Source organism: Photobacterium profundum (assembly GCF_003026285.1).
Classification (GTDB): domain Bacteria; phylum Pseudomonadota; class Gammaproteobacteria; order Enterobacterales; family Vibrionaceae; genus Photobacterium; species Photobacterium profundum.
Genome location: NZ_PYOD01000016.1, coordinates 11869 through 37129, shown reverse-complemented (window position 1 = coordinate 37129; position 25261 = coordinate 11869). Strand labels below are relative to the sequence as shown.

Below are 25261 nucleotides of genomic sequence, written 5' to 3'. Positions count from 1 at the left end.
TATGAAAAAGACAAACATCGCCCTAGCCACTGCTGTTTCAGGTCTTATTGCTCTAGCCGGTACAGTCGCTTCAACATCTGCCGTCGCGGCGGATGAAAAAGAAAAGTGCTACGGCGTGGCTGAAGCGGGTAAAAATGACTGTGCGACCAAAACCAGTTCATGTGCCGGAACAGCAAAGGCTGATGGCCAGAAAGATGCTTTCATCATGGTTCCTAAAGGTCTATGTGACCGCTTATCGGGTGGTTCTACCGAATCAGCATAACATTTTAACTAATTAAATATCTTGCTGTGCAATTGCGCAGCAATACGTAAATTTTGAGGAACCATCATGAAAAAAACGAATATTGCTTTAGCGACTGCTGTTTCAGGTCTTATTGCTCTAGCGGGTACTGTGGCTTCTACATCTGCCGTTGCCGCTGAAGAAAAAGAAAAGTGCTACGGCGTAGCTAAAGCCGGTAAGAATGACTGTGCGACCAAAACCAGCTCATGTGCCGGGACATCAAAAACTGATGGCCAAAAAGATGCATTCATGATGGTACCTAAAGGATTATGCGACCGCTTATCTGGTGGTTCTACAGAGGGCTAAGTAATTGAGCTTATTGTCTCAACAGCAGATGGTTGGGGTGGGCTTACGCTCTCCCCACGTATCTCAAGTCATTACTCAACAGCCAGATATTGGCTGGTTTGAGATTCACAGTGAGAACTATTTTAATCCGGCTTCTATGGCGCGAGAACAACTACGTCAAATAGCCGAGAGTTACCCTATCAGTTGTCATGGTATTGGGTTATCACTGGGCTCAGCAGATCCATTAAACCGCGATCACCTTGTCCAACTAAAGCAGTTAGTTGATGAGGTAAACCCGATTGCAGTTTCAGATCATCTCAGTTGGAGTTCAGTCGACGGGCAGTTTTTTAATGATTTACTGCCACTCCCTTATACCGAAGAAGCCCTGAACAATTTCTGTGACAAAGTCGAACAGGTACAAGATTTTCTCGGTCGCCAATTGCTGGTTGAAAACCCATCAAGTTATTTAAGCTTCCAGCATTCAGCGATTCCAGAATGGGAGTTTCTGCATCACGTGCAACGGCGTACTGGCTGTGGCTTACTGCTCGACTTTAATAACATTTATGTTAGTGCCTTTAATCACGGCTTTGACAGCAATGAATACATTGCGGCATTAGATCCATTATCGGTAAAAGAAATTCACCTTGCTGGCTTTACGGTAAAGAAATTTGATGATGGAGAAATTTGGATTGATACCCATAGCAAACCCGTTAGCGACCCCGTATGGCAAATGTACCGTCACTGGATACAGCAACACGGTGCCACACCCACGCTGATTGAATGGGATTTAGATATTCCTGAACTTTCGGTGTTATTAGCAGAAGCTGATAAAGCCAACACAATTTTAATGCAAGAGGCGCAATATGGACAAATCACAACCACCTAGCCGCTCTCTGCATGATCTGCAAAAAGCATTTTCTGATGCACTTCACTATCAAGAAAGTGATGTGACAAATCAAATTGTTCGGGGGCAATTTCCTGCAGAGCAGTTAATTCAGATCTACCGTAATAACTTTATTATTAGTTTATCTGAAATTTTAGAAGCGACTTACCCCGCAATCAAAGCCGTTGTAGGCGATGAATGCTTTAGCCAATTAGCGCGTCAATATGTCTTGTCTCACCCTCTCGAACAAGGGGACGTAAGCCATTATGGTGCAGGGCTAGATGACGCAATTACTCAAACCACCGAATTACATCAAACTGTTCCATACCTTGCAGATTTAGCAGCGTTAGAGTGGTGCGTTGATCGCGCAAATCATCAGCCTGCGATCCATTCATCGTTTCCATTCCACAAGCTGCAAGGGTTAACAGAGAGCGATTTCTCATCCTTAAAATTTGAAGTACCACATCTCACTTTATGCTTTGATTCGTCTTACGCAGTGGTCACCTTATGGCAAATGGTAACGAATAATAACTTCGAAGAATTCGATATTAATCAACCAGAATCAGCCATTATCCAACACAGGGCTAAACAAGTTTTTGTAATGAATACCACTAGTGCCGCTACCGCACTTGTTATCTTAAGCCAACAACAAAAAACACTGGGTAATGCTGATGACACTATGCTCGCAATGCTCAGTGAATTAGTACAGCAACACATTTTTTCAGATGTTCATTGTCAACTAAAGGGAAATAAATGATGCTGAATTTCATTCGAGGTATCGATAATATCGGTCAAAAAATCGCAGAGCCATTAACGCCATTTTTACTGTTATTTACGCGTTTATGGGTGGCTTGGGTCTTCTTTAAATCAGGCATGGTGAAGTTTTCAAGTTGGGACAGCACATTATATTTATTCGAATATGAGTATAAAGTACCCGTTATTCCATGGCAGCTAGCCGCTTATTCTGGTACCGCAACAGAGCTTATTTTACCAGTATTCTTAGCGCTCGGTTTATTTACCCGTCCGATGGCATTAATCTTATTTGTCTTTAATATCATCGCCGTTGCCTCTTATCCGCTACTGTGGGAAAAAGGCTTTTATGATCACCAGCTATGGGGAATGATGATCTTAGTGAATATCTTTTGGGGCGCTGGGCTATTTTCACTTGATCGCCTCATCAGCAACGACCAACCTAAACGCAGCTTGATAAAATAACCTATTATTCAAACAGTAAAAACATAAAAGGCGATCATTGTTCGCCTTTTTGTTACTTGATTGATGACTTAGCCCTGTAAGCTTTTCTACATCAAGACACGAGAGTAAGCAAAGGTGCTAACTGAGAGATTTCGATATCAGGGAGCAGTCGGCTTCTTGGTTCTAAATGCAACTTGCGGCATTGATCGTTATACCAACACGCCTGAAAACCATTCTTTTTAGCCCCACCGACATCGGTCACTAGATGATCGCCAACATGTAAAATGTTCTCAGCGGGTAGCCCAAGTAATGCCGCCGCTTGAACAAACAAATCGGGAGCCGGTTTAGCTAAGCCATCACGACCTGCCACTAATACCCGTGAAAAGTATTGCCCTAGCCCTATTTTATCCGCATCAACATTACCATTTGTTATCGCTAATAAAGGCACGCGTTGTGCGAGCTCGCTCAATACTCGATGCGTTTCTGCTGGTACACTGACTTGATTTCGTACAGCAAGTACCACTTCAAGCCCATTGTGAGCAGCCTTTTCAGCATCAGCTAGACGATAGCCTAATTGCATTAAACCAATTTTTATTAGCTCATAGCGCCACAAAGTCACGTCATGTTTAAGCATTGGATCAGCCATGGCGATATGTCGCTTTAATGCCATCCAATCTTGCCTGCTGAGGGTGTGGCTACAAGGGTGATACTCTGCCAGCCAATCATACATCGCTTGTTCTGCGCGCACGATAACCGGACGATTATCATAAAGCGTATCGTCTAAATCAAACGTCAGGGCTTTGATCGGCTGAAGGTTTCGATAAAACTGCATCTGCTTCCTCAAAAAACTAAAACGACAAGGGCAGAACATAACTGCCCTGTAATCAAGATGGGGGAACTACACGTTATCTATGCGTTATATTAAATACGCTCGCTCAGTGCTAGAGGCTAGCGACGACCACGTTTGGCTCGAGGATGTGCCTCATCATACACTTTAGCCAGATGCTGAAAGTCTAGATGGGTATAAATTTGCGTAGTTGATAAATTTGCATGGCCAAGAAGTTCTTGCACCGCACGCAAATCACCGCTGGATTCCAGCATATGGGTCGCAAAACTATGCCGTAATTTGTGCGGATTGATGTGGCTTGAAACGGCTTGTTTCTGCCCCCACTCAGCCATTCTTTTCTGCACATTACGGGTCGAGATACGTGTGCCTAATTTTGAGACAAATAAACCCGATTCATCACCAGAAGCCAGTGATCCACGCACTTTTAACCAGTTAGCAACCCATTCACGGGCAAGCCCGGCAAAAGGAACAATGCGTTCTTTGTCCCCTTTACCAATTACGCGAATATCACCTTTACTCAAGCTAATATCACGCACATTCAAGCTGACCAGCTCTGCTAAACGTAATCCTGCACCGTACATCAATTCCATCATGGCACGATCACGAATAGATAATGGATCATCTTCATTCACACTAAGCAGCTGATCCATTTCATCAACATCGAGATTTTTAGGTAATGGCCGCGCTTTGCGGGGTGCTGCCACCCCTTTAGCAGGGTTGGCTTTCAATATGTCTTTTTGCACTAAAAAATCAAAAAAGCTGCGCAATGCTGATAGTCGCATCGAAATACTGCTCGCTTTCAGCCCATCACGCATACCTTTACTGGCAATTTGACGTACCCAGCCAGCATCAACCATGGTCCAATCGGTTACTTCAAACGACACAAGTTGCTCAGCGATTGTAGAGAGTTGACGCTTATAATTCTGCTGAGTATGTAAACTCAATTCACGCTCGCTACGAATATATTCGTAGAAAAGTTGAAGGGGTTTCTCTAAAGCGGTTGGCAAGCTACTCAATCGATAACCTCTCGGCTGTATTCCCAATGATGAATCAAACGGGTTAATACTGACGCCAATTGTTCAACAAACATGGTATCCATTTCAGGTTGGAAATGACCGCCATCAGGGCTTGAAAAGCTCAGCGCTCCAATCAGACGATCGACACCTAACGGCAACACCACAAACGATCCTAACTGCGGTGGTTGCTCAAATAACAACTCAGCTTCCGCTTTACGTAATCGTCCTAAATAGACCTGACGAGCCACTAGACGTGATTTACGAAAGTCATCAAATAATCGACGCTCTAAGAATAATTGATCATCAAGGCTATCAAACAAACGCAAACTGAATTCCAACCCAAGCTGAGTGCTTAGATCATCCAATACAATTAATGCTTGGTAAATATTATGGGTTTGAAACAGTTTTTGTTGTGCCAGTGAAAAAACCGAAAATAGTTCACTATTTTTCGCAGCCAAAGAAACTAGATCTCCTATATTACCTTCAAGTTCTTGTACGCGGTTTCGTAACCGCTCAAGTTGTATCTCAACCAACGAGACCGCACCACGTTCAGTATGAGGAATACGTAAATGCGTTAGCAATTCAGGATTAAGAACAAAGAAATCAGGATGGCTAAGTAAGTATTCCGCCACCTTTTTATCACCCAATGGCGCATCGGTAAGTAATGCTAAATCATCCAGCACAGAGACATCGGTCATAATACTATTTGTCCATCAAAAACATGTGCCACTGGCCCAGTCATGTACAGTGATTTGCCTTCACCAGCCCAGCTAATGTGTAGATCGCCACCCGGTAAACTGACTTTGACATTTTCATCCAGTAAACCTTGAAGGTAACCCACCGCAACGGCAGCACAAGCGCCACTACCACAAGCCTGCGTTTCACCCGCTCCGCGTTCGTATACTCGTAATTTGACCTCATTGCGCGATACCACTTGCATAAAACCGGCATTAACACGCTCAGGGAAACGCTCATGAGATTCAATCAATGGACCTAGAGTCTCAACACCAGTCAAATCTAAGTCATCAACCACGGTAACACAGTGCGGATTTCCCATACTCACGACACCACAAAATATGGTGCGCTCACCCACTCGCATAATGTAGGTTTTTTCTGTCTGCTTAGCGCGAAAAGGGATCTTACTTGGTTCAAACTCAGGCACGCCCATATTGACAGTTACCTGATTATCATTTTCTAACTTCAATAACATCTTGCCGGCTTTGGTACTTACCGCCACTTGATACTTATTGGTTAACCCTTTCATCCAAACAAAGCGGGCAAAACAGCGGGCACCATTGCCACACTGTTCAACTTCACTGCCATCAGCGTTAAAAATACGATAATGGAAATCAGTTTCAGGATCATAAGGTGGCTCAACCACCAATAGCTGGTCAAACCCAATGCCACGGTGACGATCAGCTAAGCGCCTTATTGCATCAGGCGAAAAAAATACATTCTGCGTGACACAATCCACCACCATGAAGTCATTTCCCAGCCCATGCATTTTGGAAAAATTAATCTGCATGATGTTCCTTCTCGTTATGATTCATTAGTACAACGGTTACGGCAATAGGTGCTCAGATTGCCATAGTTCTGCAAGCTTTTCACGTTCACGTACAACATGAGCGGTATTACCATCGACCATGATTTCAGCGGCACGAGTACGTGTATTGTAGTTAGACGACATAACAAAGCCGTAAGCACCCGCTGAGCGCACCGCTAATAAGTCACCAGGGGCAAGGCATAGCTCGCGATCTTTACCGATGAAATCACCAGTTTCACAGATAGGGCCGACCAAATCATACGTTTTGGTTTCACCTTTACGTGGTACCACAGGCACAATATTTTGCCATGCTTGGTACAGCGTCGGGCGAATCAAGTCATTCATTGCCGCATCGACAATCGCGAAGTTTTTGTAATCGGTGTGCTTTAAAAACTCCACACGAGTCAATAATACACCTGCATTCGCCGCAATGGCGCGACCCGGCTCAAAGATCAACTCCAGCTCAGAATGCTCCCCTAAACGAGCTAGCAAAGCAGTGGCATACTCTGATGGCAACGGCGGCTGCTCTTCACTGTATGTGACGCCTAAACCACCACCGACATCAAGGTGCTTAATCACAATACCCTCTGCTTTCAAGGTATCGATCAAGGCTAATAGGCGATCTGTCGCATCAATAAAAGGATCGATATTGGTTAACTGAGAACCAATATGGCAATCCATACCCACCACGTTCAGATTAGGTAGACTATGTGCCAATCGATAGACTTCCACCGCACGCTCAAAGAAGATACCAAATTTATTATCACGCAAGCCCGTAGAAATATAAGGGTGCGTTTGCGCATCAACATCAGGGTTAATACGCAATGAAATCGGTGCAATAACTCCCAACTCACTTGCCACTTGATTCAAGCGTTCAAGCTCAGGTTCAGACTCAACATTAAAACACTTAATACCCAACTCTAACGCACGCTTCATTTCTACTGCAGTTTTACCCACCCCAGAGAACACCACTTTGGCAGGATCACCACCCGCGGTAATCACACGCTCAAGTTCGCCTTGAGAGACGATATCGAAACCAGAACCTAACCGTGCTAATACGTTCAGTACACCAATATTCGAGTTCGCTTTTACTGCGTAGCAAATCAGATGAGGATGATCCGTTACCGCTTGGTCGAATGCATTCCAGTGACGCTCAAGCGTGGCACGTGAATACACATATAATGGCGTACCATAGCGCTCAGCAAGCTCGGTTAATGCGATATCTTCAGCCCACAATTGGCCGTTCGGTTGATAATTAAAGTAATCCAAGTTGTTTCTTCCCTGTCTGGTCGCGTTGTTATTCTATCAATGAGCCATAATTACAATTGCACTTGCTGCTCTTGCGATTGTTGCTGCTGAGACTCTTGCTGTGTTTGTGTTTGTGTTTGTTGTTGCTCTTTTTGCTGTGGCGTATCTTCAGGCATATACAGCCCACCGCTTTGTCCACAGCCAGTTAAGGCTAAAACACTCACAACTAAACTTACTAATAAACCTTTGTGCATTTTTGAAAGCCAGTGATTATCATTTCAATGCCCTCTATAATCGCACCAAGAATAGGAAAAGCAATAGGACGCAATGTGATGAATGACACTGAATTTCATAAGTTGGTCGATCATGCGCTGATGATCATCGAAGAAGGCATCGATGAATCAGGTGCAGATATCGAATCTGAGACAACAGGGAATGTACTTACACTGGAGTTTGAGAACCGTAGCCAGATAGTAATTAATCGCCAAGAACCACTACACGAGCTGTGGTTAGCTTCTAAATCAGGTGGTTATCACTTCAAATACAATAACGGGGAATGGCACTGTACTCGCAGTGGTGAAGAGTTCTTCGCACTCGTTAAACGTGAATGCTCTGTTCACGCTGGTGAAACTGTTGATTGGTGATAGCCAACAATTTAGTCTATAAAAAAAAGCCTTCATCACTGAAGGCTTTTTTTTATAACTTATTATTTCAATATACTACAAGCAATAATCAAGATTGGCGTGATAATAAAGATATCTTTGACGCTTGCGGGTTAATACCAGTAGGGCTACGTGGAGATTGTTGTCCACTCTTGAATGGCATGACCCGTAACTCGCCATTATCAGTATGCACAATCTCATAAAATTGTGGCAGATTAAAATTAATAAAATTCGCACTATAGCTAAAACGATCTTGCGATGAGGTATAAAAACGATTTACCCCATGCACCATTTCATCTTTATCTCCACTGCACTGACGATACATCTCGATACGGTTCGTCTCATCAAGGATATAAATATTGTAACCGTCTTCGCAATCTTCAAAGAAAAATTGGATTAAACCTTCACTCGCATACGCATCAACAATTTCAGGCGGATGTGGTTCATCCATTTTACCCATAACAACATTGGGCGTACCTGTTAGCTTGTTGGTCGAAATACAGCTATAGAAATCAACCGAATTTTCCAATTTTTGAACTGACACACCACGGCGTTCAAAAAACAGCCCATGAGTTTGATCACCAATACAAATTGCTTTAAAGCGACGGCGTTTTTCTTGTTCTATCGGCTTTAAACGCATTTCAATACACTCGGCAATCAACTGATAAACCAAATTGCGAATTAAACCGCGCATATGCTTGCTATAACAGAACACATCGACCGACTCTGGTGGAATAGCATCTTGATGCATTTTTCCTAGTACGGTTTTCAATGCATCTAACATCGAATTTTCGCCACTGAAATTCAGCGTACGCACTTCATTCCACGAATTACGATAAACCAAATCAACACTGCCCACTAAGCATCTCTGCTCTGTGCCGTAACTGAAAATATCAGTATTTTTAAAATCAAAACGGACTGAACGGTTTTTCAGCTCTGTCGTTGGGTCATTTTCCAAATTAATGAATAACCCTAACTGACGAATTTCACATGGACTAGATAGCGCCTGTAGCCCAGGATTGGGACGACGAATTGGGAAGGTATTTCGCATGTCACTCACAAGCTGATACAGCTTATCAATGTCCATATCCGTACCGTTCGCCACACTGTGTAAACAGGTCGACTCTGTTAGCAAACCATTAAAATATGACCATGCCACCAGCTTACTGAGGTAACGGTTATGCTCTAACGATGGTTGCCCTAAAATCGCCAACGGATCGAGCGGCTGTTTATACAAATACCACCCTGCAGTATTCGTACGACCAGCAGGTACCTGAATCAACGTAAGATCGGGTTCATGTAAATCTGGGGAAATCTGTGGATTAAGTAACGTAACTTTACCAGGCAGCACCTCAAAAGCAGCATATAATTTACGCGCTAAGATACTGATATCTTCAGGGCTAATTGCCGATGTAATATTGTTACGACGAGCAAAACGAATCAAATTTCGATAACTGAGCATCAAGGCATCAAGTAATTCATTATGCGCACGCTTTACTTGCCCGACTTTCCAATCACGGCGATTATCTAACTCTTCCAATACCTCTTGTGACCAATGCCAATCAGTCGTGAGCTGCTGTAGTACCTTTCGACGCCAAGGTACTGAACCAGAAGAAGGCTCTCGCGTGAGTTTTTCATGAGTCTTCAAGTAAAAACAGCGACGCACCAAATCTAAACGGCGATGATCGTTAATACGCTCAAGGTAACGGGTCACTTTTTCTAGCATCAGATAATACGCATCCATACAGAAATCTGTACGATCTTCTGAGAAGAAACGACGTTTACCATCAACGCTCAATAACTGAGTATGTGGATACTCCCAAGAATAGGCTTCCAGTAAAATGGCTTTTAAGACCGATTTATACGGTGAATCGATACTTTTATAAAGCTGCCATAAACTAGAACCAAAATACTCTTCAGCAGGAATGCGCGTCAGCCCACCAAAATCAATCCACTCATCACGACGAATATACCCTGCAGACTCTAAATACTCGATATATTCGTCGTAACACTCTTCCATCTCTGGTGGCACCATAAACCACAACAAAGGCTGACCAGCAAGGCAAACTGCTGAACGATAAAACTCATCGAGTAATAATAAATGTTGGCTTGAGCCACAGTTTTCACCCGTCATTTTTTCGGAAAAGTTATCGCGAAAACGATTTTCATCAATTAGGAAGAAATTAGCTTCTACGCCTTGAGTCATTGCCCATTCAGAAACTAATGAACATTTAGCGTCTAATTTTTCACGGCAACTAACTGAAAGTGTCGTGCGAATGCAGACCCAAATATCAAGATCACTTGTTAAGCTTTGACCAATAGATGACGTACTACCCATGGCGTATAAGCCAGTGATTGAGCATTCTGAATCATCTATTTTTGTGGTAGGGATAAGACTTTGCGCGCCCAAACCACAATCATCAATAAATTGCTGCTGAAACGCAGAAACGGCAAAGTTAGCAATACCAAATGGTACCTTTTGCTCAAGGTATCCTGGTACCGCTGGATGATTATAGTGAAGCAATATAGATAACAGGTCAAAAACCTGTTCAGATTGCACATTCATCGCTGCTCGTGCACGTTCAATGCGCAGCTGATTATGTCCGTCTAATCTATTTTTTAGCGTCTGGATATAGTTATGCAAATTACTCTTCCAAGAGCTGCCAGCGTGAAAGCGGCTCAAATCTTGTCACTATTAGTGTGATTTTCGTTCGACACAGAAGCAAAAACGTGATCAATGTAACACTTTTCACTATGGTCGTAAAGTTAGTGACGATTTGTGACAGGTTATTAATGGCTAGCAATAAAACTAAATGGTCTATCCTTTGTTCCTTCAAGCTAGTATATACGACTTAAGCCACAAGTAATGGCACTGTAATACTTTTTTCACTTGAACATTATGTGAGAAATATCACATTATTTATAGCACATATCAAGACAATACTGCGTGAACGCACTGAGCACAATAAGTGAATTATCATCCAGCCCCTTGAATGGTACGATTAGTGTGATTAACGCAAACCTTATGGACCCTATTTTTATGACCGATAAACCGATCCGCATTGCTACTCGTAAAAGCCCACTTGCAATGTGGCAAGCTGAATTTGTACAGGCAGAACTGGAAAAAGCACATCCAGGCTTAGTGGTTGAATTGGTGCCGATGGTAACCAAAGGCGACATTATTCTGGATACTCCACTTGCCAAGGTTGGCGGTAAAGGTCTATTCGTTAAAGAACTCGAAGTTGCGATGTTGGAAGGGCGTGCAGATATCGCTGTACACTCAATGAAAGATGTTCCTGTTGAATTTCCGGAAGGCCTTGGTCTTGTGACGATCTGTGAACGTGAAGACCCGCGCGATGCATTCGTCTCGAATACCTACAACAGTATTGCAGAGTTGCCTGCTGGCTCCATTGTGGGCACATCTAGCCTACGCCGACAGTGCCAACTTCGTGCACAACGCCCAGATTTAATCATTAATGATTTACGCGGCAACGTGAATACACGTCTGCGTAAGCTCGACGAAGGTCAGTATGATGCAATCATTCTTGCATGCGCAGGGCTAATGCGCTTAGAAATGCATGATCGTATTCGCTCAGCTATTGAGCCAGAAGAAAGTCTACCAGCAGTAGGTCAGGGTGCGGTAGGCATTGAGTGTCGTTTGGATGATCACCGTGTTAGAGCGCTACTAGCAACCCTTAACCACCCTGAAACAGCAACACGTATTTTTTGTGAACGCGCAATGAACAACCACCTACAAGGTGGCTGCCAAGTGCCTATTGGCAGTTACTCTGAACTACAAGGCGATCAAATTTGGTTACGTGCTTTAGTGGGTGAACCAGATGGCAGTAAAATGGTTCGTGGCGAGATAACAGGAGCAGCCATTGATGGTGAAGCATTGGGCACACAACTTGCCGAACAACTACTGGCTGACGGTGCAAAAGAAATTTTAGACGAGCTTTACGGCAACGCATAATGACTATATTGATCACCCGTCCAGAACCGGATTGCCACGAACTAACCCAGCAACTCAACGCTGCGGGGATCAATGCGATAGCTCAACCATTACTCACAATCAAGGCTGGTAATGAACTACCAGACTTGATTAATCAGCTAAAAAACTTGAAAACTGATGATTTTCTGATTGTTATCAGTGTTCATGCCGTTAATTTGGCCCACAATTATTTGATGTCTCAGGATGTCTGCTGGCCAAAAAACGTGCATTATATAGCCGTTGGACATAAAACAGCCGCAACGTTAAAGAGAGTGACAGGTCAAAAGGTCATCTCTCCGCAAATGCGTTGTGATAGCGAAGGGTTACTCGCGCTGCCTGAACTGGCGAATGTAACTAATCGCCAAATCCTTATTTTACGAGGAAATGGCGGACGAGAACTGATCCATCAAACGCTGACAGAGCGGAATGCAAAGGTAAGTTACTGTGAAACTTACCAGCGCACTTGGCTAGCATTAAATGGAGAGGCACTTTGCCGCACTTGGCAGGCACAGAATGTGTCAACTTTAGTGGTGACGAGCGGTGAACAACTCGCGTATTTAACACATTTAGTTCCAAAACAATATCTGACTTGGTTTTTTCAATGTCACCTTTTCGTACCAAGCCAGCGTATTGCTAACCAAGCCCAAAGCCTTGGTTATAAAAATTTTTCCACCGTGGGTAGTGCTTCAAATAAAGCACTCTTCACGTTCCTAAGTAAGATAGGCTCGATGGGATAATCGGATGACTGATAAAAAAACCAATAATGATAACGCTGCAACTAACAACCAAGCTGCAGGGTCAAAAACAACCAATAAGCAGGGCCAATCAAGTGCGAAAGCACAGGCACCGCAAACCTCGACACAACGTGAAGCAGCTAAAGCAGAAGCAAATAAAACGGCTTCAACGGTAAGTTCTTCAGCAGCACCTAAAGCTACTGAAGCAAAAACTGAAACCAATACCACAGAGAAAAAAGCAACCGCTAAACCGGCAACGCCACCAGCAGAAAAGAAAAGTGGCAGTAAAACCGGTGCTATCGCCATTGCTCTTGTTATCGCACTTGGCGCCGGTTTGTATTACCACGGCCACCAGCAAGGTCTTGCACAAGAAGCTCAAATTACGGCGTTGCAACAACAAATAGCCAATATCACCAACCAAGTGCAAACCAGCCAAAAAGAAACCATTGGGCAGGTTGATCAAAGCCTACAACGCACACAGGTTGTGATTGAGCAACAAGATAAATCTATTTCTAGTTTACAACTTGCCTTATCTGAAATGGAAGGTCGCCGTCCTAACGATTGGTTACTTGCAGAAGCAGATTATTTAATCAAAATGGCAGGTCGTAAATTATGGCTTGAACATGATGTGATAAGTTCAACCACACTGCTTGAATCTGCCGATCATCGCATTGCAGAATTAAACGACCCAAGCCTACGTAATGTGCGTAAAGCCATGAGCAATGACATTACTTCGTTGAAGGCGGTTGCTCGTATTGATCGTGATGGTTTAGTACTACGCTTAACAAGTTTACAAGAACAAGTTGCAATCCTACCACTAGCCAATGCGATTATTCCAGAAGCTGAGGCCGTTGAAGAGAATGCCGTTTCAACCTCTGTTGATGATTGGCAGACTAACCTTAAAACATCACTGAAAAATTTCAGCGAGCACTTTGTCACATACCGCCAACGCGATGGCAGCGTTATTCCTCTACTTTCGCCTAAGCAAGACTTCTACCTGCAAGAAAATATTAAGTCAAAGCTAGAAACGGCCATTCGCTCAGTATATCGCGAGCAAGGTGAGGTTTATGCAACGTCGTTAACGATGGCTAAAGAGTGGGCAGAGCAGTTCTATAATCTTGATGATCCTGCCACGCAAAGCTTTATCAATACACTTGATCAGCTTGCTAAAGAAAACATTGAAGCCAGCTACCCTGACAGATTACAGTCACAACCAATTATCTCTGATCTAATCAACGAACGCTTACGCGGTAAAGTCAAACCACTCAGCTCAGAGGAGAATCCAGCATGATTAAACTTTTACTGCTGGTAGCTGCCCTGATTGCAGGTATTGTCGTCGGTCCTATGCTTGCAGGTAATCAAGGCTATGTCTTGATCTCTGCCGCTAACCAGACCATCGAAATGAGCCTCACAACGCTAATTTTATTAGTGGTTGTACTATTTGGTGTGTTCTTCTTAGTAGAAACCATTCTTAAGCGTTTACTATCAGCTGGCAGCTCAACACGCGGTTGGTTCAGTGGTCGTAAAGTACGAAAAGCTCGAGTACAAACATCAAATGGTTTAATGAAAGTTATTGAAGGTGATTGGAAGCAAGCAGAAAAGCTTGTTGTTAAATCAGCAAAACACAGTGACACACCATTACTAAACTACCTTGCAGCAGCACAAGCAGCACAGGGGCAAGGCAATGCCACACTGCGTGATGAATATCTTCAACAAGCAGCAGAACTTGATGATAACAGCCTAGCCGTTGCATTAACGCGTGCTAAATTGCAGTACCGTCAAGCGCAATACGAACAAGCATTAGCAACACTGCAAGACATCAAACAAAATAACAATCGCAACCCTATTTTGTTAGCATTGCTAAAAGACTGTTATATCCAACTAGAAGACTGGCAACCGCTATTAAGCTTATTGCCTCAACTGGAAAAGACAGGCGTATTAACCGCACAACAAGTGACTGAATTAGAGCTACAGGCAGAATGTGGCTTAATGGCCCATATCGGTCAACACAGCGGTAGTGATGGCTTAATGGGTCACTGGAATGCGCTGAGTCGTAAAGCCAAGCAACGCCCAGAATTGATTTGTTGTTTTGTCAAAGAGATGATTAAACGCAAGGCAGATTCAGAGGCTTACACAGTATTATGCGACTCACTAAAAAAGCAGACCGATCCTCGTCTTATTTCATTAGTCGCTGAGCTCAACCTTCCAGATGTACACCCTGCGATTGTACGCCTGCAAGACCTACTGCGTTTTGATAGCAGCAACCCAGCAACTCACAGTGCCTTGGGTCAACTATTTATCCAAGAGCAAAAATGGGAAGAAGCAAAAACGCATTTCGAACAAGCGATAAAACTTGGCCCAACAGTGTCAGATTATGCTTACCTTGTAGAGGTACTTGATAAATTAAATGATAACCAAGGTGCTGCAGATGTTTCACGCCAAGCATTAACCTTAGCGCTGCCAGCCAAAAGCTAACATTTAACTAACATGACATTCTTTATCAAAAAGCACTCATTAGGGTGCTTTTTTATACCTTGAGGTTATCAAATATACGCTATAAATGGATAATTGTTACCAAGTGTTAATAGTTATTTCAGCTTATATCTGGCCCATTGATAGCAGAATGTAAAAGTTATTCAATACAGTCTCTAGTCGCTACTTATTGGATAACACACTATGGATATGCTTCCGTGGATGATTGTTTCTGGTATTGTTGTTTCTGTGATCACTTGTTTGATGACAGCGGTTCTAATTAAAGAGTCTTAATACGGCAATCGATGAAATACAAAAAAGCCTCCCTAATTGGAGGCTTTTTTGTGGGACATATATTCGATACGTTACAAATTCAACGCTTTTTTTGCCTTCTTTAACGCTTTGTTATATTGCTTTACGGCTTTAGCTGCTAGCTTTAGTTGCTTGTTCTTTTTCTTTGCTAGCTTTTTCAATTTCTTCGCCTGCTTATTGGTAAAAACAACGTCTGGTTTTGCCTGTTCTTGCTCAATAATTACCATTGCCTGAAGCTGCGCTTGCGCCCCCATAGAAAGTGCAGGCAATGAATGTACCGTAGTTTGAGAGACTGCATTCGTAACGGGTAAGGTTGAGGTCAACGTTGGCGTAATACTTGGGGCTACAATCGCAACTGGTGCACTATTCACACGTTTACTTTTAACTGGCTTGCCAAGCGCACTAGGCTTACATAAATAAGCTTTATCGTTTGCTGAACGAGCACAACTACTACACACATATTTAGGTTGACTAATAATACTCGTTATCGTCGAAAATTTATCTGCAATCTCAATACGACGAAACTTACACAAAGTTTTGGTCATCTTCCCACCCAGCAAACGCTAATCATTATCAGTTAGATTACCTAATAATTTACGTCATTGCAGCCTTTACATACACATCAAATCGATTTTTCTTCGTTTCAATTGCCGTAGAAGGCTTTGCATTAGCTAAAAACTCTGCGTAATCAGGGCGTTTTACGACAACACGTTTCGTTGCTAATGCCATAGCTGGTGCAAATAAACTGTCGGCATCGTTATCCGCACCCACTAATGTTTGAAATACGCGCATTTCTTTTTTAACTAAAGCCGATTTTTTCTTATGTGGATACATAGGGTCAAGATACACAACATCAGGAGCAATAAAATCGGGGTCTTCTACCAACTTAACTAATGCATCGTGGCTTGAAGCATGCAGTAACGATAAACGCTCGCTAATCCACCCTCCAATCTCAGGGTCTTGTTTTGCTCGCGCTAACCCGTCATCCAACAGTGCAGCAACAACAGGATGACGCTCAACCATTTGCACGGTACAACCTAGCGACGCCAATACAAACGCATCACGCCCTAAACCTGCGGTACCATCCAGTACTCGCGGCATTACCCCTTTCTTCAAACCAACCGCTTTGGCTATCGCCTGACCACGACCGCCACCAAACTTACGTCGATGCGCCGCCGCACCACTGACAAGATCGACAAATACCGCCCCCAGTTTCGCTTCGTCTAATTTTCGTAACTCAAGTTGGGTATCTGTCAGCACTAACGCAAAAATACTTTTTTCATCGTGGCTCAGACCCCAGCGTTGTGCTAATTCATCCAGTTCATTCTGGCGTTCTGGGTTTTCACAAATTAAAGCTAATTGCACAACATGCTCCGGTTCTAAAATTGTCTTAGCATTTCTCTTCACAATCACATCGCGATAGAGGCTTAAGGCTGGTTTAACTGAATATAATGCTAATAAGGCGCAGGATTATAGCACCGAGATTTCATCTTGGCTTAATTCCGCCACTAATTCCGCTAAAGGCTTTGGCTTACCAAATAAATAACCTTGCGCGTAATCCACCCCAAGGCTTTGCAGGCGCATTAAAATAGCTTCATTTTCAACAAATTCAGCGACCGTCTGCTTGCCCATTTTTTTTGCAAGTTCATTAATCGCTTTCACCATCGCAAAATCCATTTCATCTTCAGCAATATCACGCACAAACATGCCGTCAATTTTAATAATATCGACAGGCATCCGTTTCAAGTAACCAAATGAGGATAACCCCGAGCCAAAATCATCCAACGCAATAAGACAGCCAAGGTTCTTAAGTTGAGTAAACAATTGAATGGCTTCACTCATATTACCGATTGCCGCGGTTTCCGTAATTTCTAAACACAGCTTTGATGGGGGTAAACCTGAATCACGAATCTGCTCAATCAAGAAACCGACAAAGTCTCGGTTCCCCATCGATTGCCCCGATAGGTTAATCGAACATAATTCCAGCTTTTCAACGGCCTCTTTGTTGGCTTGCAGCCACTCAATAACCCCTTTTACGACATAACGATCAATCAGGTGAGCGATATTGTAACGCTCAGCGGCAGGCATAAAGAGTCCTGGAGATACCATACTGCCATCACTGTTACGCATTCTTACCAATATTTCATAATGCTGCTTCGTCGAGCCAGATGCCACAGGTGCAATTTGCTGGGCATGCAATTCAAATCGCTGTTCAGCTAATGCTTTGTGAATATGGTTCACATATTCCATTTCCAACTCGCGACGTTTGAGCTCTTCATCGTCAGGGTGATAGAGGTGCAGACGATTACGCCCTTCGTCTTTGGCGGCATAGCAAGCAGTATCTGCCTGCGCATGAACCTGTTGAGGAGAGCCTGCCGTCTCATCAATCAAACGAATACCTAACGAACAACTAAAGCTAAAGCGGGTGTTTTGCCAGAAAAACTCAGCCCCTTCTAACAAGTGTAGAATTTCATTACCAAATGTCACTGCTTCGCATTGTGTACAGTGGCGTAAAATAATGGCAAATTCATCCCCACCTAAGCGCGACAATGTCGCATGTTCTGGGGTTATGTCTTGTAGCAATAATGCCACCTGCCTTAAGGCTTCATCACCAGCTTCATGCCCTGCCGTATCATTGATCACTTTAAATTGGTCTAAATCGATATAAAACATCGCATGACGAATATCATTTTCTCTAGCTTCGACTAAAACATTTTCTAACTGCGTTTCAAAGTAATTGCGATTAAGTAATCCGGTAAGGTAATCATGGCACGCCTGATATTCCAATTTTTCTTCCAGCTCTCGTGTTGAGGTTATATCTTCCCCCACCAATAAAAGCTGCAATTTCGATTGGGTTGAACGAATGGTTTCACGTACCCATACCGATTTACCTTCTGCACACTTATATCTAACTTGCCGGCGCCAAACAATTTGATCGTCATTCAACCTAGAGTTTGAAATAAATTGTTGCGGCAAAACATCATCATCTAAGTAAAAGTCAGTTACTTTATGTCCCAGCATATCGCGTTTTTTATAACCCAATAAATCGGCAGCAAACTGATTAACCGACTGAATCCGCGCTTGACTGTCGATGGCTAAAAGAATAACGGGTTGCTGCTCGTAGAGTAAGCGGTAGCTCACTTCACGCTCGCGTAATTTATCTTCCATCTGATGACGTGACGTAACATCACGCGCTTCAATCAACACTTGCTCACTTTCGCCTTGGGCTGTCGGCATGTTTTTGACCGAAATATCTAATACCCGTATCCCATCATCAATACTTTGCACTGGCGCTTCAAAACGAAGAAGCTGCCCTTGCTGGGCTGAGATAAATGTCTGATTGAGTTTAACGGCAGTTTCTTGTTGCCAGCAATGCCAGCGCCATAACGGACGATCATATTTAATGATTTTATGCCCCAGCAAATTCTGTAAGGCGAGGTTACCGGAGATCAATACGCCGCTTGAGTCTAGAATACCAATATATTGAAAACTTTGATCAAACACCCCCTCAAACAAGGCTTGGCTTTGTTGTAATTGTTGTTCGCTCTTTCGTAACTGACGAATCATCAGTACTAATAAAACAATCACCACACCCATCAATGCAACCGAGATACTGAGTGCTTTCAGTTCTTTATTATAATACTCATACCAGGTAATTGGCTTATTGATTAACAATGCATATTGATCGACAACCGTTAACCCCCAGCGCTTAAGCTGTTGGTAGTTAAACGCAATTTGGGTTGAATTATTAATAAAGTCAGGTATTTCACCTTGCTTTCCATTGAGGACTTTCACCAATAGTGAGCCCATTTTACGGCCTTGTTCAACCCCACTTGTGACGACTCCGCCAGTCGCTCCGAGCTCCAGCATATAACGATAAGAAACGTATACCGGTGCAGAAGCCCGTTCAGTGAACTGCTGTAAAAAAACATCACTCGCCATATAGCGTCCTGCACTATCTTTAAAATAGCTAAGAAAAATCACAGCAGAATCGAGAGGAAGCTTACTCGCATGGTCAAATAACGCTGAGAATTCCTCAATGGGAAGCCGCGTAAATTGAACACCATTCATGGGGGCTTGTGCCAAATAGTTTTCAACTCTCGCCCAGAAAGTTCGACCGGTATATGTGTCATCCGCTAAAAAATAGATATGCTTTAAGTTGGGCTGCAATGAACGCGCCAATTGAATATTATCAGCAACACTATCAACCTCTAATACGCCTGTAACAAACTTCAGCTGCTCATGCTTCGCCGGTGTGTAATCATTAATTCCACCCAAAATTATCGGCGTATTACCTACTTCATCGGCAAGTTGATTCACTAACCACAAGGCATAGTCATCCGTCACCACGATCGCATCAAATTTCTCATTAGCTAATTTATTGCGATAAATATCTAATCGCTTGGCAAGATCGAATTCAGATTGATAACGTTTGGTATCCATATAACTGACATTCAATGGAATATTATAAGGCCGTGTTGTTGCCTCTAATCCCGCCTGTAAGGCGTCGGTCCACAACAATCCTTGATGGTAAGAGTGAATAACGAGGGTATTTTTTGCCGGCTCAGCAAAAGATGGGAGTGTGAGAAAACCCATCAAGAATAAAATGATAAAACGCATAAACGACAACAGGATCCTGGTTACCTGGAATGAGGTGAATCAGCCACTGAGCACTGTCATTCCTTTACAGTGCTTATAACTCTATTTTATTGTTAGGTATGAATCTGGGATTTAAACCAGTATAAGATATGAGCTGTTACGTATAAACAATGGATTGACGAAAATCATGACCCAGCACCCTCGAATTGATGACTTAGACCGCGATATTTTAAAAGCCTTAATGCATGATGCCAGAATACCTTATGCCGAAATGGCAAAACGTTTTAATGTAAGCCCGGCTACCGTGCACGTTCGGGTAGAAAAAATGCGTACATCAGAAATCATCACAGGAACAGAAGTGATGGTAAACCCTAAATTATTGGGCTATGACGTATGTTGTTTTATTGGTATTAATTTAAATGCTGCACGCGATTACCATTCAGCTATAGAAAAACTGAAAGAATTGGATGAAGTCGTTGAGGCATATTACACCACAGGAGCTTATAACATTTTCGTTAAACTGATGTGCCATTCGATTGAAGAGTTGCAATATGTACTCATTGATAAGCTTCAAGCTATCGATGAAGTGCAATCGACTGAAACATTAATTTCGCTACAGAACCCAATCAACCGCAATGTGAAACCTTAGCGCCAGCCCAATGCCGCGCTATTTTTCAGTGATATAACTAGATCAGCACACATAAAATAAAAAAAGCGAGATCGGTGATCTCGCCTTCTGGTATTCATAGATAAGCTAACGCAGTTGTTGGTTCAGGAGCTAATCCAACCCTGTTTTCCCGTTAAATAAATGCAAATGCATCAGCAAACATACGCTCGCGATCTGCACCTTTTTCTGCCGTAAATTGCTCACGAGCCGCGCCAGCCATTTCAAAACGACCACACAAATAAATATCGTACGCTGATAGACTAACAAAATCATTGCTAACGGCTTCTAGTACATTCCCTGTTTTACCAACCCACTCTTTCGGTGCATCTTCAACGACAGGTATATAGGTAAGGTTACTGTGCTGTTTCGCTAATGCTTGCAGTTCATCGTGCGCATAAAGCTGACAAGCATCACGCCCCCCCCAATAGACAAAGATAGGTTGAGTAACACCACGGCTTAAGCAGTTATCTAAGATACTACGTACATAAGAAAAGCCCGTACCACCAGCAATCATCAATAACGGCTTATCGCTATCATCACGAACCCAAGCATCACCATGCGGTGCTTCAATTTCAACGGTTGTACCATTTGCTAACGCTGTCTTCATGGTTTCAACCACTTCAATCGCATAAGGGTTATGTTCTGCAGCGCCAATATGTAATTCAAGCTCACCGTCACGGCAAGGGCTGCTTGCTATCGAAAATGGACGCTTATCTTTCTCACCCATTACCGCGAGTAGATACTGACCCGCTTTATAATCAACATTCTGTTCTGGCTTTAGCAGAATACGAAATGTATTGCAGGCAAGTGGCTCTACTGACGTCACTTCACATTTGGTGGGCATTGCTGTTATCGCTGACATTATATTCCTCTAATCTAACTGTAAAACCACATCGCTCTGCGCGACGGCCTGACAGGTAAACATCCAACCTTGCGCCTGCTCTTTCTCTGTAAGCATAGGCTCTAGTTGGTAGCTTATCTCGCCAGAAACTTTTTGGCACATACACATCGCACATGCTCCAACCTGACAACGGTTAGGGAAAGCAACACCTGCGTTGAGCGCTGCCTCTAAGATCGTTTCTTGCTCGCTGGCAATAAAAACAAGATCATGAGGCAATAGGTGTATTTGATGCTTCGTTTCAGTTTCTGACATCGTGAATTAACCTAAATAGTTAATCTAAAATATCCAGTTCGTTCCAGATGGCATCCACCTTTGCTACGATTACTGGATCTTTGGTAATAGGTGTACCCCATTCGCGAGCCGCTTCACCTTGCCATTTATTGGTCGCATCTAGTCCCATTTTAGAGCCTAAACCGACAACAGGCGAAGTAAGATCCAATGAATCTATCGGCGCATTGGCGATCAGTAATGTATCGCGGCTTGGATCCATTCGGGTAGTTATCGCCCAAATAACATCATTCCAATCGCGCACATTGACATCATCGTCACATACAATCACAAATTTCGCATCCGTAAACTGATTCAGAAACGACCAGACTCCGTCCATCACTCGAGTCGCATGGCCTGCAGCATCTTTTTTGATACTCACGATAGCCATACTATTTTTATCTGCTTCTTGCGGTAAATAGAAATCGACAATCTCTGGAAATTGCCCGAGTAAGCTGCGCGTACCCGTTTCAATATTGAAATCCGGTTTTACCTGGCTGGTTCCACTAGGCGTACTCGCCGTTTCAGCATCCCACTTTATTGTGGCATCAAGCCCCATCTTTGAGCCAAGACCAACAACAGGAGATGCAAAGTCGAGTGAATCAATCGGTGTGTTTTCTATCAGAAGAGTATCACGAACCGGATCCATCCTTGTTGTCATAGCCTGAATAACACTATTCCAGTCACGTGCGTTCACGTCATCATCAAGGACAATTACAAATTTTGTGTACATAAACTGACGTAAAAAAGACCACACCCCCATCATCACGCGTTTCGCATGACCCGGATATTGTTTTTTCATTGTTACGACGGCCATGCGGTACGAACAACCTTCAGGCGGTAAGTAAAAATCCACAATTTCGGGGAACTGCTTTTGCAAAATAGGCACAAAAACTTCGTTTAGTGCGACCCCTAATACTGCAGGCTCATCAGGCGGGCGTCCCGTATACGTACTGTGATAGATAGGGTCTTCACGCATCGTTATATGCGTAATGGTAAACACATGATGACGTTCAACTTCGTTGTAGTAACCCGTGTGGTCACCATACGGACCTTCATCTGCAAATTCATTAGGATCGATGTAGCCTTCAAGCACAATTTCAGCACTTGCTGGTATATCTAAGTCGTTACTAATGCTTTTTATTACTTCCGTTTTGCTACCACGTAGCAAGCCTGCAAATGCATACTCAGATAAGGTATCTGGCACCGGGGTAACCGCACCCAGAATTGTCGCAGGATCAGCACCAAAAGCCACAGAAATAGGAAACGGTTCGCCAGGGTGAGTGTCCATCCAGTCACGCAGATCTAACGCACCACCACGGTGAGCTAACCAACGCATAATGATTTTATTTTTTGCAATTTTTTGTTGGCGATAAATACCCAAGTTCTGACGAGGTTTATTCGGCCCTTTGGTAATCGTTAAGCCCCATGTTAGCAGTGGTGCGACATCATCAGGCCAACAGCTCATTACTGGGATTTTATCTAAATCAACATCGTCACCTTCCCAGATCACTTGCTGACAAGGCGCTTTACGCAGACGTTTCGTTGGCATGTTCAATACTTGTTTGAACACGGGAAGCTTATCCATGGCATCCCGAAAACCGCGAGGGGGCTCAGGTTCTTTTAAGTAAGCAAGCAATTTTCCGACTTCACGTAACTCTTCAACGTCTTGGCGACCCATGCCCATAGCTACGCGTTCAGGGGTGCCAAAAAGATTCGCGAGTATCGGAATATCATAACCAATAGGGTTTTCAAACAGTAATGCTGGACCACCCGCACGTAAAGTGCGATCACAGATTTCAGTGATTTCCTGATTTGGATCGATAGGCTGCTTAATGCGCTTTAATTGACCTTCTTGTTCGAGGTAATCAATAAAGTCTCGCAGATCCTTAAATTTCATAGGGGCTACCCGTTGCCAATAAAAGATTAAATAGCGTTGGTGTCATGTAAAACATGACGACTATTTTCCATCAAATTAGCGACATTATAACGATTTGTTAACTTGAACACACGGTTCTTACCTCTGAATACCAGAATAAGCACCAAGCGTTTGCGGTAACAAAACATGTAATCTGCTCATACAAGGTATTAAGGTAAATTAGCCAATGCCGATTGTAAGTTTTTTTGTAATACCTTATTACCACTGGATTCAGCCAATTGTTCTAGCCAACTGCCATAACCCTGTTGAGCTAACTGCACGGCAACAACTTTTCCATCATCCACTTCATTGAGCTTCCCTTGTAGGAATTCACGAGTCTGTGGTGGCATAGGTTTTAATAACACTAACGAACGGTAGGCTTGTTGCTTTAATGACGGGTTACTGGTTGCAGCCATTAATTGTTCAATCGCTTGAGGCTCGGGGGCCTTATTCACTAAGCGAGTAAGCTCTGCTTGGCTGTATTGGTCCGTACGACGCCGCCATAATAGGCGATACATAGACTCGTCACCGGTTTGCTTCGCTAAGCTGGCAATGATCGCGTTATCAGGCAACCACATCAATTGGGAATCAGAAGAGAATTGAGCCACTAATTTATTAAGTGCTGTAGGTGAAAGCTCAGGTAACTTTTCAAGGAAGATATCACGTTGTTCTTTTTGATGAAAAATATCACCAGCGAGCCATTTTGATAGTACGAGTGAACCCTCTTCGGCTTGGGTCACCATTTTATCGGCTAGCAATGTCTGCTGCCAATGAAGTACTAACTTTCGAGCTTGGGTTCCGTATGGAAATGCAGCTTTCGTCACTAGGTATCCATCACCCTGCTCAATAATCGAAAAGTTCGATTGACGCTCAGCCTGAACTTGTAGCCAGTTCGCTTTATCTTGATCAAGCTGATCATAACTCACAGCGTGTTGAATAATCTGACTACGAACCGCTTCTTGCTTCAATGACGATATTTGGGAAAGATTAAATTCGAGGGCACGAAAATCACTCTTCTCATATAATTTAATTAATGCCGCAGCACGATTGACCACTTGAGGTGATATCGAAACCTCATTAACTTTTGTTTCAGTAATCTCAACCGCTAATGCAGATTGAACACATCCTGCAAGTAGCAAGACGACCATGCACATTCCTTGTCGCATGTTGCCTCCTAAATAGAAAGGACAACCTTTTAACGTATTCATACGATGACCATCCTGATGCTTTCATATGTCGTAAGGTTGTATTGATTCAATGAAATTGAGCATATTGTAAATTCAAACCAGAGACAAATTTCAATCCTATGAAATGTACTCTCAACTGAATGCGCAACTAATTGAATACTGTTTGATTTTTGATCTTACCGTTGCAGTATGCCGGAATTTTGTCCCATAAAAAACGCCACACAAGGTGGCGTTTTATCAAACTGTGACGTAAAC

General features: G+C 43.2%; 24 protein-coding genes and 1 pseudogene. 11 read left to right on the top strand and 14 right to left on the bottom strand.

Going from position 1 to position 25261, the window contains the following annotated elements; genetic code table 11:
• The first annotated feature begins 1 nt into the window (after nt 1).
• The 5 genes from C9J48_RS22840 (at nt 2) to C9J48_RS22820 (ending at nt 2663) form a co-directional block, all read left to right on the top strand.
• Complete coding sequence (locus tag C9J48_RS22840; protein ID WP_006233436.1) at nt 2-262, top strand: BufA1 family periplasmic bufferin-type metallophore; 261 nt, start codon at nt 2-4, stop codon at nt 260-262.
• A 66-nt stretch (nt 263-328) separates the two neighbouring features.
• Nucleotides 329-586, top strand: coding sequence for a BufA1 family periplasmic bufferin-type metallophore (locus C9J48_RS22835; protein ID WP_006233435.1), 258 nt, complete (start codon nt 329-331; stop codon nt 584-586).
• A gap of 28 nt (nt 587-614) precedes the next feature.
• Entirely contained in the window at nt 615-1451 is an 837-nt protein-coding gene (gene bufB, locus C9J48_RS22830) for an MNIO family bufferin maturase (RefSeq protein ID WP_036804288.1), read from the top strand.
• On the top strand, nt 1429-2205 hold the full coding sequence (locus tag C9J48_RS22825; RefSeq protein ID WP_006233433.1) for an HvfC/BufC N-terminal domain-containing protein: 777 nt from the start codon (nt 1429-1431) through the stop codon (nt 2203-2205). Before bufB ends, C9J48_RS22825 begins: the two co-directional genes overlap by 23 nt.
• Entirely contained in the window at nt 2205-2663 is a 459-nt protein-coding gene (locus tag C9J48_RS22820) for a DoxX family protein (RefSeq protein WP_006233432.1), read from the top strand. Before C9J48_RS22825 ends, C9J48_RS22820 begins: the two co-directional genes overlap by 1 nt.
• 91 nt (nt 2664-2754) lie before the next feature.
• On the opposite strand, the gene yigB is transcribed toward C9J48_RS22820, so the two are convergent.
• The 6 genes and pseudogenes from yigB to lptM form a co-directional block, all read right to left on the bottom strand.
• Nucleotides 2755-3474 (bottom strand): 5-amino-6-(5-phospho-D-ribitylamino)uracil phosphatase YigB, encoded by a 720-nt coding sequence (gene yigB / locus C9J48_RS22815; protein WP_006233431.1) that lies wholly within the window; start codon nt 3472-3474, stop codon nt 2755-2757.
• 116 nt (nt 3475-3590) lie between these two features.
• Nucleotides 3591-4505 carry a tyrosine recombinase XerC gene (gene xerC / locus C9J48_RS22810; protein ID WP_006233430.1) on the bottom strand — a complete coding sequence of 305 codons (915 nt, stop codon included), beginning with the start codon at nt 4503-4505 and terminating at the stop codon, nt 3591-3593.
• Nucleotides 4502-5203 carry a DUF484 family protein gene (locus C9J48_RS22805; protein WP_006233429.1) on the bottom strand — a complete coding sequence of 234 codons (702 nt, stop codon included), beginning with the start codon at nt 5201-5203 and terminating at the stop codon, nt 4502-4504. The genes xerC and C9J48_RS22805 overlap by 4 nt, the downstream gene beginning before the upstream one ends.
• Nucleotides 5200-6030, bottom strand: coding sequence for a diaminopimelate epimerase (gene dapF / locus C9J48_RS22800; RefSeq protein ID WP_006233428.1), 831 nt, complete (start codon nt 6028-6030; stop codon nt 5200-5202). The genes C9J48_RS22805 and dapF overlap by 4 nt, the downstream gene beginning before the upstream one ends.
• Nucleotides 6031-6066: 36 nt before the next feature.
• Entirely contained in the window at nt 6067-7317 is a 1251-nt protein-coding gene (gene lysA, locus C9J48_RS22795; protein WP_006233427.1) for a diaminopimelate decarboxylase, read from the bottom strand.
• Between the two features lie 119 nt (nt 7318-7436).
• A pseudogene (lptM, locus tag C9J48_RS28455) lies at nt 7437-7550 on the bottom strand (LPS translocon maturation chaperone LptM); the annotation flags it as partial.
• Between the two features lie 78 nt (nt 7551-7628).
• Here lptM and cyaY point away from each other — a divergent pair.
• Nucleotides 7629-7940 (top strand): iron donor protein CyaY, encoded by a 312-nt coding sequence (gene cyaY / locus C9J48_RS22785; RefSeq protein ID WP_006233424.1) that lies wholly within the window; start codon nt 7629-7631, stop codon nt 7938-7940.
• An 88-nt stretch (nt 7941-8028) separates the two neighbouring features.
• Here the strand turns inward: cyaY and C9J48_RS22780 are convergent, their stop codons facing one another.
• On the bottom strand, nt 8029-10602 hold the full coding sequence (locus C9J48_RS22780) for a class I adenylate cyclase (protein ID WP_006233423.1): 2574 nt from the start codon (nt 10600-10602) through the stop codon (nt 8029-8031).
• 396 nt (nt 10603-10998) lie between these two features.
• On the opposite strand from C9J48_RS22780, the gene hemC reads away from it, so the two are divergent.
• From hemC to C9J48_RS22760, 4 genes are read left to right on the top strand one after another with little or no spacing between them, the layout of a single operon-like run.
• Complete coding sequence (gene hemC / locus C9J48_RS22775; RefSeq protein ID WP_036804336.1) at nt 10999-11931, top strand: hydroxymethylbilane synthase; 933 nt, start codon at nt 10999-11001, stop codon at nt 11929-11931.
• Nucleotides 11931-12686 (top strand): uroporphyrinogen-III synthase, encoded by a 756-nt coding sequence (locus C9J48_RS22770; protein ID WP_006233421.1) that lies wholly within the window; start codon nt 11931-11933, stop codon nt 12684-12686. Before hemC ends, C9J48_RS22770 begins: the two co-directional genes overlap by 1 nt.
• A gap of 4 nt (nt 12687-12690) precedes the next feature.
• A complete protein-coding gene (gene hemX, locus C9J48_RS22765) occupies nt 12691-13974 on the top strand; it encodes a uroporphyrinogen-III C-methyltransferase (RefSeq protein WP_006233420.1) in 1284 nt (427 codons plus the stop codon).
• Nucleotides 13971-15158 carry a heme biosynthesis HemY N-terminal domain-containing protein gene (locus C9J48_RS22760; RefSeq protein WP_006233419.1) on the top strand — a complete coding sequence of 396 codons (1188 nt, stop codon included), beginning with the start codon at nt 13971-13973 and terminating at the stop codon, nt 15156-15158. Before hemX ends, C9J48_RS22760 begins: the two co-directional genes overlap by 4 nt.
• 362 nt (nt 15159-15520) lie before the next feature.
• Here C9J48_RS22760 and C9J48_RS22755 read toward each other — a convergent pair whose 3' ends face one another.
• From C9J48_RS22755 to C9J48_RS22745, 3 genes are all read right to left on the bottom strand, one after another.
• Complete coding sequence (locus C9J48_RS22755) at nt 15521-16012, bottom strand: hypothetical protein (protein WP_006233418.1); 492 nt, start codon at nt 16010-16012, stop codon at nt 15521-15523.
• 49 nt (nt 16013-16061) lie between these two features.
• The gene (locus C9J48_RS22750; protein WP_006233417.1) at nt 16062-16832 is read right to left on the bottom strand and encodes a class I SAM-dependent methyltransferase; all 771 of its coding nucleotides are present in this window, start codon (nt 16830-16832) and stop codon (nt 16062-16064) included.
• A gap of 105 nt (nt 16833-16937) precedes the next feature.
• Nucleotides 16938-20087: an ABC transporter substrate binding protein gene (locus C9J48_RS22745; RefSeq protein ID WP_006233416.1), complete on the bottom strand. Its 3150-nt coding sequence runs from the start codon at nt 20085-20087 to the stop codon at nt 16938-16940.
• A 166-nt stretch (nt 20088-20253) separates the two neighbouring features.
• Between C9J48_RS22745 and asnC the strand changes: the two genes are divergently transcribed.
• Nucleotides 20254-20715, top strand: a complete 462-nt coding sequence (asnC, locus tag C9J48_RS22740; protein ID WP_006233415.1) for a transcriptional regulator AsnC — start codon at nt 20254-20256, stop codon at nt 20713-20715.
• 151 nt (nt 20716-20866) lie between these two features.
• On the opposite strand, the gene fre is transcribed toward asnC, so the two are convergent.
• The 4 genes from fre to C9J48_RS22720 all read right to left on the bottom strand — a co-directional run bounded on the left by fre (nt 20867) and on the right by C9J48_RS22720 (nt 25027).
• Entirely contained in the window at nt 20867-21577 is a 711-nt protein-coding gene (gene fre, locus C9J48_RS22735; protein WP_006233414.1) for an NAD(P)H-flavin reductase, read from the bottom strand.
• A 27-nt stretch (nt 21578-21604) separates the two neighbouring features.
• On the bottom strand, nt 21605-21886 hold the full coding sequence (locus C9J48_RS22730) for a 2Fe-2S iron-sulfur cluster-binding protein (protein ID WP_006233413.1): 282 nt from the start codon (nt 21884-21886) through the stop codon (nt 21605-21607).
• Nucleotides 21887-21905: 19 nt separating this feature from the next.
• Nucleotides 21906-23801, bottom strand: a complete 1896-nt coding sequence (gene ubiD, locus C9J48_RS22725) for a 4-hydroxy-3-polyprenylbenzoate decarboxylase (protein WP_006233412.1) — start codon at nt 23799-23801, stop codon at nt 21906-21908.
• Nucleotides 23802-23989: 188 nt separating this feature from the next.
• The gene (locus C9J48_RS22720; protein WP_242610877.1) at nt 23990-25027 is read right to left on the bottom strand and encodes a hypothetical protein; all 1038 of its coding nucleotides are present in this window, start codon (nt 25025-25027) and stop codon (nt 23990-23992) included.
• Nucleotides 25028-25261: the final 234 nt, after the last annotated feature.